15 protein-coding genes are annotated in these 16,512 nt (G+C 63.0%); 5 read left to right on the forward strand and 10 right to left on the reverse strand.

Features of this window, described 5'->3' with window-relative positions; translation table 11 throughout:
* Positions 1–105: 105 nt before the first annotated feature.
* The 5 genes from MAXJ12_RS17445 to MAXJ12_RS17465 all read right to left on the reverse strand — a co-directional run bounded on the left by MAXJ12_RS17445 (position 106) and on the right by MAXJ12_RS17465 (position 4,409).
* On the reverse strand, positions 106–540 hold the full coding sequence (locus MAXJ12_RS17445) for a type II 3-dehydroquinate dehydratase (protein WP_008837253.1): 435 nt from the start codon (positions 538–540) through the stop codon (positions 106–108).
* A 13-nt stretch (positions 541–553) separates the two neighbouring features.
* Entirely contained in the window at positions 554–1,855 is a 1,302-nt protein-coding gene (locus MAXJ12_RS17450) for a TRAP transporter large permease (protein WP_008837254.1), read from the reverse strand.
* Positions 1,852–2,370: a TRAP transporter small permease gene (locus tag MAXJ12_RS17455; RefSeq protein ID WP_008837255.1), complete on the reverse strand. Its 519-nt coding sequence runs from the start codon at positions 2,368–2,370 to the stop codon at positions 1,852–1,854. Before MAXJ12_RS17455 ends, MAXJ12_RS17450 begins: the two co-directional genes overlap by 4 nt.
* 84 nt (positions 2,371–2,454) lie before the next feature.
* Positions 2,455–3,441, reverse strand: coding sequence for a TRAP transporter substrate-binding protein DctP (gene dctP / locus MAXJ12_RS17460; RefSeq protein ID WP_008837256.1), 987 nt, complete (start codon positions 3,439–3,441; stop codon positions 2,455–2,457).
* A 53-nt stretch (positions 3,442–3,494) separates the two neighbouring features.
* Positions 3,495–4,409 carry a shikimate dehydrogenase gene (locus MAXJ12_RS17465; protein ID WP_008837257.1) on the reverse strand — a complete coding sequence of 305 codons (915 nt, stop codon included), beginning with the start codon at positions 4,407–4,409 and terminating at the stop codon, positions 3,495–3,497.
* Between the two features lie 161 nt (positions 4,410–4,570).
* Here MAXJ12_RS17465 and MAXJ12_RS17470 point away from each other — a divergent pair, with 161 nt between their 5' ends.
* Positions 4,571–5,239 carry a TetR/AcrR family transcriptional regulator gene (locus MAXJ12_RS17470; protein WP_008837258.1) on the forward strand — a complete coding sequence of 223 codons (669 nt, stop codon included), beginning with the start codon at positions 4,571–4,573 and terminating at the stop codon, positions 5,237–5,239.
* An 83-nt stretch (positions 5,240–5,322) separates the two neighbouring features.
* Here the strand turns inward: MAXJ12_RS17470 and MAXJ12_RS17475 are convergent, their stop codons facing one another.
* From MAXJ12_RS17475 to MAXJ12_RS17495, 5 genes are all read right to left on the reverse strand, one after another.
* Positions 5,323–7,227, reverse strand: a complete 1,905-nt coding sequence (locus MAXJ12_RS17475; protein WP_008837259.1) for a glycoside hydrolase family 127 protein — start codon at positions 7,225–7,227, stop codon at positions 5,323–5,325.
* Between the two features lie 40 nt (positions 7,228–7,267).
* Positions 7,268–8,323, reverse strand: coding sequence for a LacI family DNA-binding transcriptional regulator (locus tag MAXJ12_RS17480; RefSeq protein ID WP_008837260.1), 1,056 nt, complete (start codon positions 8,321–8,323; stop codon positions 7,268–7,270).
* Position 8,324: 1 nt separating this feature from the next.
* Positions 8,325–9,245: a carbohydrate ABC transporter permease gene (locus tag MAXJ12_RS17485; protein ID WP_008837261.1), complete on the reverse strand. Its 921-nt coding sequence runs from the start codon at positions 9,243–9,245 to the stop codon at positions 8,325–8,327.
* Positions 9,242–10,117 (reverse strand): carbohydrate ABC transporter permease, encoded by an 876-nt coding sequence (locus MAXJ12_RS17490; protein WP_008837262.1) that lies wholly within the window; start codon positions 10,115–10,117, stop codon positions 9,242–9,244. The genes MAXJ12_RS17485 and MAXJ12_RS17490 overlap by 4 nt, the downstream gene beginning before the upstream one ends.
* 97 nt (positions 10,118–10,214) lie before the next feature.
* Positions 10,215–11,471, reverse strand: coding sequence for an ABC transporter substrate-binding protein (locus tag MAXJ12_RS17495; protein WP_008837263.1), 1,257 nt, complete (start codon positions 11,469–11,471; stop codon positions 10,215–10,217).
* Positions 11,472–11,895: 424 nt separating this feature from the next.
* Here MAXJ12_RS17495 and MAXJ12_RS17500 point away from each other — a divergent pair, with 424 nt between their 5' ends.
* From MAXJ12_RS17500 to MAXJ12_RS17515, 4 genes are all read left to right on the forward strand, one after another.
* Positions 11,896–13,512 carry an ABC transporter substrate-binding protein gene (locus MAXJ12_RS17500; RefSeq protein WP_008837264.1) on the forward strand — a complete coding sequence of 539 codons (1,617 nt, stop codon included), beginning with the start codon at positions 11,896–11,898 and terminating at the stop codon, positions 13,510–13,512.
* A gap of 68 nt (positions 13,513–13,580) precedes the next feature.
* Positions 13,581–14,561, forward strand: a complete 981-nt coding sequence (locus MAXJ12_RS17505) for an ABC transporter permease (RefSeq protein WP_008837265.1) — start codon at positions 13,581–13,583, stop codon at positions 14,559–14,561.
* A complete protein-coding gene (locus MAXJ12_RS17510; RefSeq protein ID WP_008837266.1) occupies positions 14,558–15,502 on the forward strand; it encodes an ABC transporter permease in 945 nt (314 codons plus the stop codon). Before MAXJ12_RS17505 ends, MAXJ12_RS17510 begins: the two co-directional genes overlap by 4 nt.
* The coding region (locus MAXJ12_RS17515) for an ABC transporter ATP-binding protein (protein WP_008837267.1) at positions 15,499–16,512 on the forward strand (1,014 nt) is incomplete at its 3' end. The genes MAXJ12_RS17510 and MAXJ12_RS17515, both read left to right, overlap by 4 nt.

The following is a 16,512-nucleotide window of genomic DNA, read 5'->3' on the forward strand; positions in this document are numbered from 1 at the left end:
GGTTGGAAACATTATGCGAATGCGTGGAGGTTGGCCGTCAGCGATGTGACGGCGCGGACTTGACCGGAGCCGGGCGCCTGCCGCTCACCTCGTCCTGCGATCGCGTCACTTCGCGATGAGTTCCTCCATCGCACGAACCGCCATCGCGTAACCTGAAGCCCCAAAGCCTGCCATGACCGCCGTGGCGATCTTCGAGACGAAGGAGTTGTGGTAGTAGGCCTCCCTCCTGTGGATGTTGGAGATGTGCAGCTCGATGATCGGACCGGGGAACATCTTCAGCGCGTCGAGGATGGCGATCGAGGTGAAGGTGAACGCGGCCGGGTTGATGATGATGCCCGCGCCCTCGTCGATCGCCTCGTGGATCCAGTTGACGATCTCGCCCTCGATGTTCGACTGGTGGAAACGCACAGGACGTGTCCCGGCCGCCTCGCGGCACATGGCCTCCACTTCCGCGAGCGTCGTGGCGCCGTAGATTTCCGGCTCGCGCTTGCCGAGACGGTTCAGGTTCGGGCCGTTCAGGATGAAGATTGGCTTCGTCATGTCTGTCTCCATGTCAGCCCTGGTAGCCGAGCAGACGCGGCAGCCAGAGAACGAATGCGGGGAAGAAGGTGATGAGTGCGAGCGCGCCGATCATGGCCCCGAGGAATGGCACTACGTCGCGCACGATGTCGCGTAGCGGCACCTCCGCGATGCGGGTCATGATGAAGAGGAGGAGCCCATAAGGCGGCGTGATCAGCCCGAGCATTATGTTCAGGACGACCATGACGCCGAAATGCACCATGTCGATGCCCAACGCCCGCGCTGTGGGGATCAGCACCGGCACGATCACAAGCAGGATCGTGGTGCCCTCGAGCAAGCAGCCCAAAAGCAGAAGCAGCAGGTTGACGAGGAGGAGGAACTGCGTCGGCGAGAGATCCCAGGCGAGCAGCAGCGCGGACAAGGAATGCGGGATGTTCTCGACCGTGACCACGTAGTTGAACACCATGGCGCCGGCCAACAACATGCCGATCGAGGCGGTGGTGCGCCCGCTGTTCAACAGCGCGCCATAGAACTGCCGGACGGTGACGCTGCGATAGATCACGACGGAGATGAAGAGGGCGTAGCCCGCCGCGACAGCCGCCGCCTCGGTCGGCGTCATCACGCCGCCCCTGATGCCAACCAGCAGGACGACCGGCAGCATCAGCGCCGGAAATGCCTGCAGAGTGAGACCCGGCAGCTTGCGCAGCGGCACGGGCTCTTCGACCGGGAAGTTCTTCCGGCGGGCGTCGATCGCCACGATCGACATTTGCGCCAGCGCCAGCATCACGCCCGGCACGATGCCGGCGATGAACAGGAAGCCGACCGAGGCGTCCGAGACGAGCGCATAGATTACCAGCGGAATGGACGGCGGAATGATGGGAGCGATCACGGCGGAGGCGGCCGTCAGCGCGGCGGCGTAGCTCGCGGGATATTTGTCATCCCTGGTCATGAGCTGCTGCATCATCTTGCCCGTGCCGGCAGCATCGGCGATCGCCGAACCCGACATGCCGGCAAAGATGAGGGATTGCAGCACGTTGACCTGGGCGAGGCCGCCGCGGAACCGGCCGACGATGGCATTGGAGAAATGCAGGAGCCGCTGCGTCATCGTCCCGGCGTTCATGATCTCGGCGGCGAGGATGAACATGGGAACGGCGAGCAGCAGGTACCCCGTATAGAGTCCGTTGAGGATCTGTTCGGCCGCCGTTCCCATGTCGAGGCCGGCCAGCCAAAGATAAAGGATCGATGAGGCGATCATCGCATGTCCGATTGGCAGGCCGAGTACCGCCAGAACGCAGATAGAGATCAGCGTCAGGGAGAACGGATCGAGGAAGGTCATACGCCGGAACTCGCCTTGGTGGGATCGAGTTCTTCGGGCTCCTCGCCCTTGAGCGCCTGCCATCCGAGCCAGAGGTAACGGGCGAGAACGGCGATGACGAAGATCACATAGATCGAGAAGAGCCAGTCGAAGCGGATTTTCAGATAGGCGGTCTTCTGCACCTTCATGAAGGTGACGTAGTCGAACACCGCGGGGAACGAGTAGCCGTAGAGAGCGATGAGCGCGGCCGCAGAGGCCAATGTCATCACGCGTCGGACGCGGGGGCGGACCCCGCCGTAGATCAGGTCAAACCTGATCTCCTCTTCTTCGCGCACCACGAATGCGGCACCGAACAGGACGACCCATATCCACAGGACGACGGTAAGCTCGGTGCTCCAGCCAGTGGGCCACTGCAGGATGTAGCGGAAGATGACCTGAAGCAGGAAGGCGGCGAACATAACGCCGATCATGGCGACGATCAGGTTCTCGCCGCGCCGATAGAGCCATCCCATCAAGCGTCGCACGCGTTGCAACATCGGCTTGCCTCCCACAGTCACGGTTCGTTGGTGTTGCGAGCCGGACCGCCGGCCATACAGGCCGGCGGTCGCTGACTGTTATCCCTAGAGCGCGTTGATCTTGTCGACCATGCCTTCGGGCCAGCTCGCGGCCAGGTCCGAAGCGAGATACTTCTCCTGAACGTGTTTGCGGAAGGCCGCGACATCAGGCTCGTAGATCTTCAGACCCAAGCCTTTGAATTTGTCGACGAGTTCCTTTTCGCGCGCGAGGTGCTTCTCGGTCGAGAAGTCGATCGCAGCGTCCGCAGCCGCCTGGAGGCGGGCCTGCTTGTCGCCATCCATTTCGTCCCAAACCTTCTTGGACACGGTCAGCAGATCGAAGCCGACAAGGTGTGAGGTGAGCACGATCTGCGACATCACCTCGTAGAACTTCATGTTCTCGACGTTCGGCAGCGGGTTGTCCTGGCCGTCGATCGCGCCGGTCTGGAGGCCGGTGTAGACCTCGGCATAGGCCATCGGGGTCGGGTTGGCGCCGAGCGACTCGCCGAGGAACTGCCAGGCGTCGCCGCCGGGCATGCGCAGCTTGACGCCCGCCATGTCGGCCGGCGTCTTGATTTCCTTGTCGATCCTGAGGCCGACCTGGCGTACGCCGAAGTAGGTCGGACCGAGCACCTTCACGCCGAGCTGGTCCTCGGTCATCTGCTTCATCTCGGCGCCGGCATCGCTGGCGAAGAAGGCCTTCAGATGGGCGGCATCGCGGAAGAGATAGCCTGCAGTCAGGATCGACCAGGCGGGAATCTGGTTCGAGATATCCTGCGGGGCGATGTTGCCCATCTCGAGGTTGCCGCGCTGCAGCGCGACGAGTTCGGTGCCCTGCTTGAACAGATTGCCGCCGTAATAGCCTTCAAAGGCGAAGTCGTCCTTGATGGCGTCGGCGAACATCTTCATCATCTCGGCGCGGATGTCCTGCTCGGAGAACACCGCGGAAAAACGCAGTTTCGGCTTGTCCTGTGCGAATGCCGGAAAGGCGGCAGCCGTGGCGAGCATGCCGGTTCCAACCAGGAACCGGCGACGGGTCGTGTTCAAATTCATGTCTTCCTCCCTGTTACTTTTCTAAAGTCCTCCGCCGGGCGAGACCCGGCATTTCACCCGCTTGCGGCGGGCTCACCGATGTAGGCGGCGAAGGCCGCCTTCATCCGATCGACATCCGGCGAAATGCCGGTGAACAGCTCGAAGGCGCGCGCCGCCTGATAGACAGCCATGCCCTCGCCGTTGAGCGTGCGGCAACCGCGCCGGCGCGCCTGCGCGAGCAGTTCGGTTTCCAGCGGGAAATAAACGATGTCGGCGATCCAGCACTCCGGGCGCAAGAGCGCCGGATCGAGCGGGATGCCCGGCAGCTTGGCCATGCCGACCGGCGTCGCGTTGACGATGCCGTCGGCCCGCGCCGCCGCAGATCCAAGGTCCGAGACGACAGCGAGGCGATCGAGGCCGAAGCGTGAGGCGAGCCGCGCGGCGAGCGCCGCCGCTTTCTGCTCTTCGACATCGCTCAGCAGCAGCAACTCCACGCCGCTGTCGAGCAGCGCATGCCCCACCGCCGCTCCCGCGCCGCCGGCGCCGAGCAGCAGTACGCTGGAGCAAGCCGCGCCCCCCATACCTTGCCGGAAACTCTCCTTGAAGCCCCACATATCGGTGTTGTGGCCGATGCGACGGCCATGACGCAGCACGACCGTATTGACCGAACCGAGCGCCTCCGCCGCTTCGGACAGCCCGTCCAGAAGCGGCATGATCTCCTGCTTGTAGGGGAAGGTGACGTTGAGGCCGTCGAAGCCGAAATATTCGGCGAATGCCAGAATGCTGGCGAGGCTCGGCGGTTCATCGCCCATCCTGTCCGTGTCGAGCAAACGGTAGATATAAGCGTAGCCTTGCGCGCGGCCCTCGGCCTCATGCATGGCCGGCGTGCGCGACAGCTGAATGCCGCGGCCCAGCAGCCCTACCAATATGCGACGCGGATCGGGAGCAATCCCCCAATCCTCTGCCGTGTGCGTGGCCGATGACTCCAAACAAACCTCCCGGATGCCAACCGCGTTCTACGGCTCCTCACGACATCCGGCCTTACTTTGTACCAATCGGTTAATTTGGTCAATGGCTTTGTACCAGGCAGTTAATTTGCTATTGACCGTGTCGCGATGCAATCGTCGAGGACGGAGGACGCCAGACAGTCATGAACGACAAACCGGCCAACAACCGCGCCGGCTGGAAGCAGGACCCGGCGGGCGTGCGCAAGAACATTCTTGCCGTCGCGATGGCGGAGTTCGCCGCAAACGGGCTTTCGGGAGCGCGCATCGACGAGATCGCCGCAAAGACGAGCACGTCGAAGCGCATGATCTACTACTATTTCGGCGACAAGGAGGGCCTGTACGGCCAGGTTCTCGAGGAAGCCTACCGGCAAGTCAGGACCGGAGAGCAGGAGCTCGAACTCGACCATCTGCCGCCGGTCGAGGCGCTGAAGCTGCTCGCGGAATTCACATTCGAACATCACAGCCGCAATCCGGACTTCATCCGGATCGTCATGATCGAGAACATCCATGACGGCGCTTATCTGGAACAGTCCGAACTGATCCGCCTGCTCAATGCCGGCGCCATCCAGAAACTCGAGGCGATCTGCCGGCGCGGACGGGATGCCGGCCTTTTCCGGGATGACGTCGCGCCGCTGGAACTGCACTGGCACATCAGCGCCCTCAGCTTTTTCAACGTCTCCAACCGGGCGACCTTCTCCCGGATATTCGGCAACGCCCTGTTCAGCCCCGAGGGCCAGCGGACGCTGAAGGAACATCTGGTGGAAATGGTCGTCGGCCTTGCGCTGAAACCGGACCGGCGGTCCCGGCGCTGAGGCGCCACGCCCGACCGGCAGTTCGTCAGCGCGACCGGGTCACGCCTCCTCCTTGAGCGCGCGAGAAACGGCAGCGCCGAATTTCAGCTTTCCAGCAGCCACACTTGCATCGAGCCTTTCGCCCGGTTGTTCCAGAGATAGTACGGCAGTGCGGTGAGGCTGCAGTCCGAAACGGCTGGCGGCCTACTCCTGTACAGGCTGTCTCCCCAGCCTCGGTCTTCGACGCGCTGCGCGGGGGCGGTCAGCGTGACCACGCCGTCGAAGAGGTCGCCGCGTTCCTGCGTCTCGATACTGACATCCCGCGGCAATTTGAGCTGTTGCACCCGCCCGCCGGGATTATCGACCTCTTCGGCGCAATAGACCAACGGCCCGCGCTTGAGCGCCACCCGGCCGATGTCCTGCTTGACCGAGGGATGAGCATAGACGCGCTCCGGAGGCATCGGCAGCTCGAGGGCGATCGTGTCCCCTTCCCGCCACATCCGCTTGATCGACAGATAGCCTGCTTCGATGCCGCGCTTCACGTCAACCGGTTCGCCGTTGACCGAGGCGGTGGCACTCTGCGCCCAGCCGGGAATGTGGAGCTTGACGGTGAACTCGGCCGGCTCGTCCGGGCTGACCGCGATCCTGACCGATCCTGACCATGGATAGGCGCTGGTTTCCCGCAGGGATACGTTTCCGGTTGCGAGCCGGATGTTCGTCGAAATGCCGCCGTAGAGATGGAAGGCGATTGCGTCATCGCTCGCCGAGACGAAATAGCCTCCGACCGATGCGATCAGCCGCGACGAATTCATCGTGCAGCATGGGCATGTATGCCAGGCCCATCGGCTGTGCCGCCCATCGCTGTCCAGTGGATTGGAGTAGAAATAGTGCTCTCCATCGCGAGACAGTCCGGTCAGAGCGCCGTTGAACAGGGCCTGCTCCATGACATCCGCATATCGGCCGTCGAGATCGAGATGCAGCATGCGCTGCGCCCAGAAGATCAGCGCGACCGAGGCGCAGGTCTCCGCATAGGCGGTGTCGTTCGGCAGGTCGTAGTCTTCCGTAAAGCCTTCATTCGCGGCGGCCGGGCCAAGGCCGGAGGTGATGTAGATCTTCGAGTTCATGACATCGGCCCAGAGCACCTCGCATGCTTGCTTGAGGCTGGCGTCGTTCAGTTCCGCCGCGAGGTCGGCCATGGCGGAAAACATGTACATCGCCCGCACCGCATGGCCGACGACCTTGGTCTGCTCGCGCACCGGTCTATGCGATTGGTTGTATTCATAGCTCTTTGCCCAGAAGTCCCTGGGGCTTTCTCCCCGCGCGACAGCCTCCTGATCGAAATAGTGCGGCTGGCGTCCGCGCTCGTTGATGAAATAGGCCGCCAGGTCGAGATGCTTCCGCTCCCCCGTCAGGCGATAGAGTTTTATCAGCGCCAGTTCGATTTCCTGGTGGCCGCAATAGCCGCGCTTCTGGCCGGGGTTCGGGCCGAAAGTCTCGCGCACGTGTTCGACATAACGCTCGAGGATGTCGAGGAGCCTGCGCCGCCCAGTCGCCAGGAAGTAGGCGATGCCGCCCTCTAGCAAATGTCCCAGATTGTAGAGTTCGTGATTGTCGCGCAAATTGGTCCAGCGCTTGTCGGGCTCGCGTTGCAGGTACCAGCAATTCAGATAACCGTCGGGAGCCTGAGCCTTTTCCAAGTCGTCGACGATCTTTTCAATCTTGGCCTCGATATCGGCATCACGACGATGCGACAGCGCATACGACGCCGCCTCGATCCATTTGCCGACGTCGGAATCCCAGAAAACCTGGACGGTGAAATTGTGCTCGTTGCGCGAAAATCTCAGCGGCGGGGGCGGGTTCGGCAGCGTCAGCGACTCCAGGATGCCGTGCTTGCCAAGCTGGACGTGCTGGCTGGGAATGGTCCGCGTCAGCACCGTCTCCAGCCGCTCGCGCCAGAATTGCCCCTCCAGCGCCACATCGACGAACCGAACCGGCTTGAACTCATTCATTCGAACGTCTCCGTTCCTGCAATAAAGTGCATTTGCGTGCTCACGGCTTAGACGATGCCCGCACGACCAGCGAACACGGCCGGCGCCTGACGCCGCTCAGCTTCCGCCCGGCGATCATCTCCAGCACGCTGTCCCCCGCCTCGCGTCCGAGCGCCTTCAGGTTCATGTCGATGCTGGTCAGTTGCGGCCGCGCCGCAAGCACCATCACGTCCCAATTGTCGAAGCCGACGATGGCGACGTCGGCGGGTACCGCCAGGCCGATCTCACGCAGCGTGTCGGACGCGCCGCGGGCGATCTGATCGTTGCCACAGAAGATCGCGTCCGGCGTTTGCGATCTCGAGAACAGTCTGGCCGCCGCCTCCCGCCCCCACGCCTCCGACCAGACGCCCGAGAGATAGAAGCCTTCGATCTCGGGCAATCCCGCTTCGGCCAAGGCCGAGCGGTAGCCTTTGCGCCGCAGCCGCACGGCCTCGAAATGTTCGGGTCCCGTGACATGGGCGATGCACTTTCTGCCGAGCGAGGCGAGGTGGGCGACGGCAAGCATCGCCCCGCCCTCGTCGTCAGGCAGCAGCGAAAGAGCCTCGGGGTCGTCGGCCCGTGAGAAGACGTAGATGACCGGCAAGCCATGCGCGCGCGGGCCGATCGGGGGGCGCTTGTCGGCGCGCCGCGCCGTGACCACGAGCGCATCGATCCGCTTTCCCAGGAGCTGGTCGAGGTGCTGGCGCTCGCGCGCCGGATCGTCGGTGGCGTTGCACATGAACACCGCCATGCCCTCCTCCGCCAACCGCTCCTCGAGCGCCTCGACGATCGGAAAGGTGAAACGCCCGAAACTGTCGTTGGAGATGATGCCGATCGTGCGCGACTTCGCCCGGTGCAGGCTCTGCGCAAGATCGTTCGGCCGGTAGCCGATCTCGCGCGCGACGCGCAGCACCTTGTCGCGTGTCTCCTGGCTGAGCCGGCCGCCGGCGTTGAGCGCCTTCGACGCCGTGCCGATCGACACGTCGGCGATGCGCGCCACGTCGCGGATGGTCGGAGCCCCGCCGAAAGCGAGGCTCGGCACGCGGTCTTCCGGGGGCGGTGGATCGGCTTCCTGCATGCTACTTCACCGCCCCGCTGAGGAAGCCGGCCATGTAGTATTTCTGCAGCAGCAGATAGAAGGCCATGCAGGGGATTATCGAGATGGTGATGCCGGCCTGCAGCATGCCCCAGTCGGTGCCGCCTATGCTGGTCTGCTGCCGCGCCGCGGCGAGGATCAAGGGCAGCGTGAAGGAGGAATCCTTGTTCATGATCACCAGCGCGGCCAGAAGCTCGTTCCACGAGGTGATGAAGGCGAACAGCGACACGGTGATCATCGCCGGCACCACCGCCGGCAGGCAGATATGGACCAGCACCTGGAAGCTGTTGCAGCCGTCCATGATCGCGGCTTCTTCCAGCTCGCGGGGCACCGCCTCGAAGGCGTTGCGCATGACATAGATGCTGAACGGCAGCTGGATCGCGGTGTGGACGATGGCAAGCCCGACCAGCGAACTGTGCAGCTTTAGCTGGACGAACAGGAAAAACAGCGGCGTAAGCAGCGCCTGATAGGGCACAATCAATCCGAGCAGGAGCACCACGAACAGCGCCTCCTTGCCAGGAATCCGGAACTTCGCCAGCCCATAACCGGCCGGTATCGTCAGCGCGAGGCAGAAGAGGATGGTCAGAGCCGCGGCGCCGAGACTGTTCGAGAAATAGACCGGCAGCCCGGCCTGATAGTTCCAAAGCCGCTCGTAGCTGTCGAGACTAAGTCCGTGCGGGATATAGGTTGGCGGCACCGCCGCCGCCTCCTCGGTCGATTTCAGCGAGGCGAGCACCGATGCGACCAGCGGCAGCAGCATGACAGTGCAGAGGGCCACGCAGACCGCCGCCACGAGATATTTTTGGCGCCCGTTGATCAGGCGCCCGACCAGTCCGGTTTGGGCGCGGTGCTGCGCCGAGGTGCTGCGCATGCCCTGCCCTGCCGCGTCGCCGAGCGCGCTCATGCGTGGCTCCTGCGGCTGAGCAGCATCTGCAAGAAGGTGCAGACGAGAATGATGCCGGCCAATATCAGCGACAGGGCCGCACCGTAGCCGAGCTTCAGATAGGGAAACGAGTTGAGGTAGATCAGAAAGACGGATGTCGCCGTCAGATTGCGCGGCTGGCCGGCCGTCATGATGTAGAACTGGTCGAAGGCAAGCAGCGAACCGATGACGCTGACCAGCGTCACCAGCAGGATGGTCTTTGCCGTGAGCGGCAGCGTGATCGCGCGAACGCGCTGCCAGTAGCTGGCTCCATCGACCATCGCCGCCTCGCCGATTTCGCCCGGAATGGCGTGAATGGCGGCAACGAACAGGATCGTACCGAAGCCGATAACCTTCCATACGATGGAGACGATGACTGCCCACATCGATATGTCGGCGTCGGCGCCGAACCAGACGACCGGCCTGGTGATCAGGCCGAGATCGATCAAGGCGCGGTTGATGAGCCCGAAATCGTAGCTGAACAGCCAGTACCAGAGCAGGCTGGACGCCCCGAGCCCGATGACCACCGGGGCGAAGACGACGCTGCGCGTGAATTGCCGCATCGGGCTGTTCTCCGCCGTCAGCAGCGCGATGAGGTAGCCTAGGATCATCAGGATCGGCGTGATGAAGAGCGTGTATTTCAACGTGAATTCGAGCGAGGTCCAGACCTGCGGATCGTTCCAAGCCTTCACGAAATTTCCGAAGCCGATGTATTTCTTGGGCGCGATCAGCGACCAGTTGTGGAGCGACATCCACACCATCTGCGCCAAGGGATAGACCGTGAAGGTCAGCACGAAGGCAAGCGCCGGTGCGACGTACAAAAGCCCGACATAACTGCTCGTCTTCGAATGCATCGAACCTGCTTGACTGCGTGGACCGGACAGGCCCGCCAATTGCTCAAGAGCGGACTGCAGCGCCTGTGAAGCGGCGCCGCAGCCCTCCCGGGAGAAGCTATTCCGCGGCTATGGCTTTCATCTGTGCCTTGGCCTCCGAAATGATGGTGTCGAGATCGGTGTCCTCGTAGTAGGCGCGCTGCAGCATCTGCAGCCACGGACCTTGAGGCGAGTTGATCAGCTCGAAGAACTTCAGCGTATATGGCGTCTCCGCAACCGCGATCGCCTTAGCCACCTGCTGGACCTTGGGCTCGGCCTGGAAGTACTTGTTCTCGGTCATGTCGCCCCGGGTCGTCATGTTGAGCATCTTGGCGTAGACCTCTACCTGGGTCTCGTCCGACAGCAGGAACTTCATGAAGTCGATCGCGTCGTCAATCCGCTTGCTGCCCATCGGAATGGCGACGATGTCGCCGCCTGCGAAGGATGACACCTGGCCGCTCTTCACGCCGGGCAGGAGCGCGATGCCGAAGTCCATGCTCGGGTTCTGCTCCTTGGCGAGCGTGATGTTGAAGTTGCCGGTGCCCATCATGCCAATCTTGCCGGAGCCGAAGCGAAGGTGGAACGTCTCGCCGGTCTCGGCGCGTGCGTCCTCGTGCACGTTGCCGGCCTTGATCATGTCGCGCGCCCATTGCAGCACCTCCTTGACGCCATCGCCCTGGAGCGGTTCGTCATTGGCGTCCCTCGGCTCGATCGTCGCGCCGCTCGCCCACATCAAGGGGCCAACGGTGAAGATGTTGCAGCCGGCGCAAGAGCCGGGCAGGAAGTAGCCCTTCACGTCGCCGCCGAGCGCGGTGATCTTGTCGGCATATTCACGGATCTCCGCGAGGCTTGTCGGCGGCTTCTCCGGATCGAGGCCGGCTTTCCGGAACAAATCCTTGTTGTAGAACAGCGCCGAGACGTCGGCGTAGAGCGGCACGCCGTAGAGCCGGCCCTCATAGGTCGAGACGGTCATGTGGCCCTGAACGGCGGTCTTGAGCTCGGGCCAATCCTTGACCTTGTCGGTGATGTCGACAAGCTGGCCGGCGGCCTCGAACTGCGGACCGTAGATCAGGTCCATGCCCATCAGATCGGGCACCTCGCCGCTGGCGATGGCCTGCGCGATCTTCGGCACCATATCCGTATGCGGAATGTAGGTCAGATTGATCTTGCGATCCGGGTTCTTTTCATTCCAGGCGGCGACGAGAGCATCGACCATGCCGGCATTGCCGCCACTCCGCTCCCACATCTGAAGGTCTTCCGCCATGGCCGGCAACGCTACCATTGCCAGCAGGCCGGCCAAGGCCGACCGGTACCTCGTCGATATCTGCAAGCTCATAGGTTCCTCCCTGTGGTCAGCTCGCATCTTTGGGAAAAGCTTTTCCCGGTCCTCCTGCAAAAAGACGATTTTAGTTCCGTCAATGCGTTGGGAAAAGCTTTTCTCACGCCATAGACGCACAATTTCGGCCGGCGCGCAACCGGCCTGGAGCGATATTGCACACTCGCTTCAAATGCACTGTGCGTCGCCGGGAACGAGCGGCGAAACAGGTGAGTTGGCGGATGTGAAGTCCAGTTTCACAGGCTCGCAGACGCTCCATTTCCACGCCGGGAACAAGTTGCTCGGGGCTCAGCTTCATGATCATGCGGCCTGGGCCATCGACGCCATGCCTCGTGTTCCAACATGTTAATCTCGACCGGGGTTTCCCGACGGGACTTTCCGTGCAACAAAAATCAAAACAATCATCAAAAAGAAGAGGTGGAACATGAATCGACAATTATTTCTTTCCAGAGCGGTAGGCGCGGTCGCCCGCGCTTCCCTCGTCGCCGGCGCCCTGACCGCCGCGACGTTCTCGGCCAATGCCCAGGACAAGACGCTGCGCTTCGCCTTCCAGGGCACTTTGAACGCGCTCGACCCCTACTCGCTCAACGAGACCTTCACGCTCGGCATGCTGGGCAATGTCTATGAAGGCCTGACGAAGCGCGACAAGGATCTGACGATCATTCCCGGGCTCGCCGAGAGCTGGGAGACGATCGATCCGCTGCATTGGCGCTTCCATCTCCGCAAGGATGTGAAATTCGCCAATGGCAACGCCTTCACCGCAGACGACGTCGTGTTCTCGGCCGAGCGCGTGCGCGCCGACGGCTCCGACCTCAAAACCCGCATTCCAGCCGATTCGGTTTGGACCAAGGTGGACGACCACACCGTCGAGGTCGAACTCAAGACCCCTAATCCCATTCTCCATTACGAATGGGACACCTGGTACATCATGGACAAGGAATGGGCCGAGGCCGAAGGCGCGACCACGCCCGTCTCCGCCAAGGACACCAATCCTGGCCCGTCCGCCTACAAGGCCAACGGCACCGGACCCTTCACCATCGAAAGCCATGAGCCGGGCGTAAAAACCATCTTCAAGACGAATCCGGACTGGTACGGCACGGTCGAGCACAATCTCGACGGCGTCGTGTTCACGCCGATCGCCTCCGACGCGACCCGCGTCGCCGCGCTGCTTTCGGGCGACGTCGATATTATCGAGCCGGTTCCGGTGCAAGATATCGACCGCGTCAATTCCGACCCCAACACCGAGGCGCTGGCGGGACCTGAACTGCGCGTCATCCATCTCGGCTTCAACCAGATACGCGAGGAGCTTCCGACTTCGGACATCAAGGGCAAGAACCCGTTCAAGGATCCGAACGTCCGCAAGGCGCTCTATCAGGCCATTGACATCGAGGCGATCGACAAGCGCGTCATGCGCGGCCTCGCCACGCCGGTTCCGCTGCTCATCGCCCCTGAACTCTATGACGCCGCCGACCTCAAGCGCTGGCCCTACGACGTGGAAGCGGCGAAGAAGCTTCTCGCGGATGCAGGCTATCCCGACGGCTTCAGCGTCGGCATGGATTGCCCGAACGACCGCTACGTCAATGACGAGCAGATCTGCCAGGCGGTGGTGTCGATGCTCGCCAAGATCGGCGTGACGGTGAACCTCAACGCGCAGCCCAAGGCGAAGTATTTCGCCAAGGTTCTGGCGCCGGGCGGCTACGACACCGACTTCTTCCTGCTTGGATGGACCCCCAGCTCGTTCGATTCCTGGAACGTACTGGTCAGCCTCGCCACCTGCCGCGACGAGACCGGCAAGGGCGGTCCCTTCAATCTCGGCGGCTACTGCAATCCCAAGGTCGACGAACTCGCCAAGCAGATCGTGGTCGAAACCGATACCGCCAAGCGCAACGAGCTGATCCAACAGGCCTACAAGATCATGCTGGACGAGACTTCGCACATCCCACTGCATCAGCAGTCGCTGGCGTGGGGCAAGCGCAAGAACCTCGACATCGTGCAGCGCGCCGACGACCAGGTGCTGTTCTACTGGGCCAAATTGAACTGAGCCTCATGCGAAACCGCACGCCCGGACCGACCGACGGTCCGGGCGGCACAGTCCGCGGGGCTTGTTGAATGTTTGCCTTTGCCATCCGGCGCCTGATCCAGGCGGCAGGCGTCATGCTGGTCGTGGCGCTGATCTCGTTCCTGATGTTCCGGTTCGTCGGCGACCCGGTCAACCAGCTCGTCGGCGTCGACACGACGCCCGAGCAGAGGGCGCAACTGCGTGAGGACCTCGGCCTGAACGATCCGGTCCACGTGCAATTCGCGCGTTTCGTCGGCAAGGCGGCGCGCTTCGACTTCGGCATTTCCTACCAGATCAAGCAGCCGGTCGCCCAACTCATCGCCTCGCGCCTTCCGGCTACGCTGGAACTATCCTTCGCCTCGGCGGTGTTCGCCCTGCTCGTCGGCCTGCCGATGGGCGTCTACACCGGACTTTATCGGGATACGCTTCTGTCGCGGCTCTTCCTCGCCATCAGCCTGATCGGCATATCGCTGCCGACATTCCTGATAGGCATCCTCCTGATCTTCATCTTCTCGGTCAATCTCGGCTGGCTGCCGTCGTTCGGCCGCGGCGACACCGTTTCGATCGGCGGCTTCTGGACCACTGGCCTTTTGACCCGCTCCGGGCTGGTCTCGCTCATCCTGCCGGCAATCACCCTTGGCCTGTTCCAGATGACGCTGATCATGCGCCTCGTGCGCGGCGAGATGCTGGAAGTGCTACGCACCGATTACATCAAGTTCGCCCGCGCCCGCGGACTTTCCCGGCGCGCGATCAATTTCGGCCACGCGCTGAAGAACACGCTGGTGCCGGTCATCACCATCACCGGCCTTCAGATCGGCTCGATCATCGCCTTCTCCATCATCACCGAGACGGTCTTCCAGTGGCCCGGCATGGGGCTCCTGTTCCTGCAGGCGGTGCAGAATGTCGACATACCGATCATGGCCGCCTACCTGCTGCTAATCGCATTCCTGTTCACGCTGATCAATTTCATCGTCGACCTGCTCTACGTCGCCGTCGATCCGCGCATCCGCATCGGAGGCGCGAAGGCATGAGTGAAGTGACGCAAGCCAAAAGCGCGCGGCCCGGGCTTTTCCTCCGCATCCTGCAAAGCGACCTGTTCTATTCCTTCCGTCATTCGCCGCTGACCGTAGCCTCGGCAATCGTCAGCCTGATCCTCGTTCTGGCGGCGCTGTTCGCGCCGATAATCGCTCCGCACGACCCGTTCGATCCGGCGTCGATCTCGATCATGGACAGCTTCTATCCGCCTGCCTGGTCCGCCGATGGACAGCCCGGCTTCCTGCTCGGCACCGACGACCAAGGCCGCGACGTTCTCTCCACCATCCTCTACGGCATGCGCATCTCGCTGGCGGTCGGCTTCGCCAGCGTCCTCCTGGCCATGGTGCTCGGCGTGACGCTCGGCCTCGTCGCCGGCTATGTCGGCGGCGTCACCGACACGATCATCATGCGCATCGCCGACGTCCAGCTTACGTTTCCCGCCATCCTCACCGCCCTTCTCATCGACGGGGTGGCGCGGGCGCTTGCCGGTCCGCGGGCGTATGACGAGATCGTCTTCGGCGTGCTCGTCCTTGCGATTGGCCTGAGTTTCTGGGTGCAGTATGCGCGAACCGTTCGCGGCTCGGTGCTGGTCGAGGCCAACAAGGAATATGTGCTTGCCGCGCGGCTCATCGGCCTGAGGCCCATAACCATCATGTTCCGCCATGTGCTGCCCAATGTGCTCGGCCCTGTCCTGGTGATCGCCACGATCAACCTGGCGCTCGCCATCATCACCGAGGCCACGCTCTCCTTCCTCGGCGTCGGTGTTCCCTCGACGCAGCCTTCCCTCGGCACGCTCATCCGCATCGGCAACGACTATCTTTTCTCCGGCGAGTGGTGGATCACCATCTTCCCTGGAATCACGCTCGCAATCCTTGCCCTCGCCGTGAACCTCCTTGGTGACTGGCTGCGCGACGCGCTCAACCCGAAGCTCAGATGACCCCAACCCTTTCCGTCAGAAATCTCCGGGTCGAGATCCCGACCCGCCACAGCGTGCTCACCGCGATCGACGATCTGTCCTTCGACATCGCGCCGGGCGAGGTGCTCGGCGTCGTCGGAGAGTCGGGCGCAGGCAAATCGATCACCGGTTCCGCCATAATCGGCCTGCTCGATCCGCCCGGCCGCGTCGCCGGCGGCCAGATACTCCTCGGCAACCAGCGCATCGACAATCTGTCGCCGTCCGCCATGCGCGGCATCCGGGGCAACCGCATCGGCATGATCTTCCAGGATCCGCTGACCAGCCTCAATCCGCTCTACCGGATCGGCGACCAGTTGACCGAGACCATCCTGACGCATGAGAGACTGTCGCCCAGGGCGGCCGCGCACAAGGCCGAGCGGCTGCTTATCGAGGTCGGCATCCCGGCGGCAGGCGCCCGGCTCTCCGCCTACCCGCATCAGTTTTCCGGCGGCATGCGCCAGCGCGTCGTCATAGCGCTGGCGCTGGCGGCCGACCCGGAACTCATTATCGCCGACGAGCCGACGACGGCGCTCGACGTGTCGGTGCAGGCGCAGATCATTGCCCTCCTGAAACGCCTGTGCAGGGATCGCGGAACCTCGGTCATGCTGATCACCCACGACATGGGCGTGATCGCGGAGACGGCCGACCGGGTCTGCGTGCTCTATGCCGGCCGGCTCGCCGAAATCGGCGCGGTGCGCAACGTCGTCAAGCATCCGCAGCACCCCTATACGCGTGGGCTGATGGCGGCGATCCCGTCGCTGATCGGCGACCCCGACGAAAAGCTCGAGCAGATACCGGGCTCGATGCCGCGCCTCGGCGCCATTCCGGACGGCTGCGCCTTCAACCCGCGCTGCACCTTCCGCTTCGACCGCTGCCCGGCCGAGCGGCCCGGCATCTACGAAACCTCCGCCAGCAGGGCGTCATGTTTCCTGCTCGACCCTGCGGGCAAGCCGCCGCCGGCCGAAACGGCAGCCCGGGGTCTTGCCGCCGGC

It is taken from the genome of Mesorhizobium alhagi CCNWXJ12-2 (assembly GCF_000236565.1).
GTDB classification, from domain to species: domain Bacteria; phylum Pseudomonadota; class Alphaproteobacteria; order Rhizobiales; family Rhizobiaceae; genus Allomesorhizobium; species Allomesorhizobium alhagi.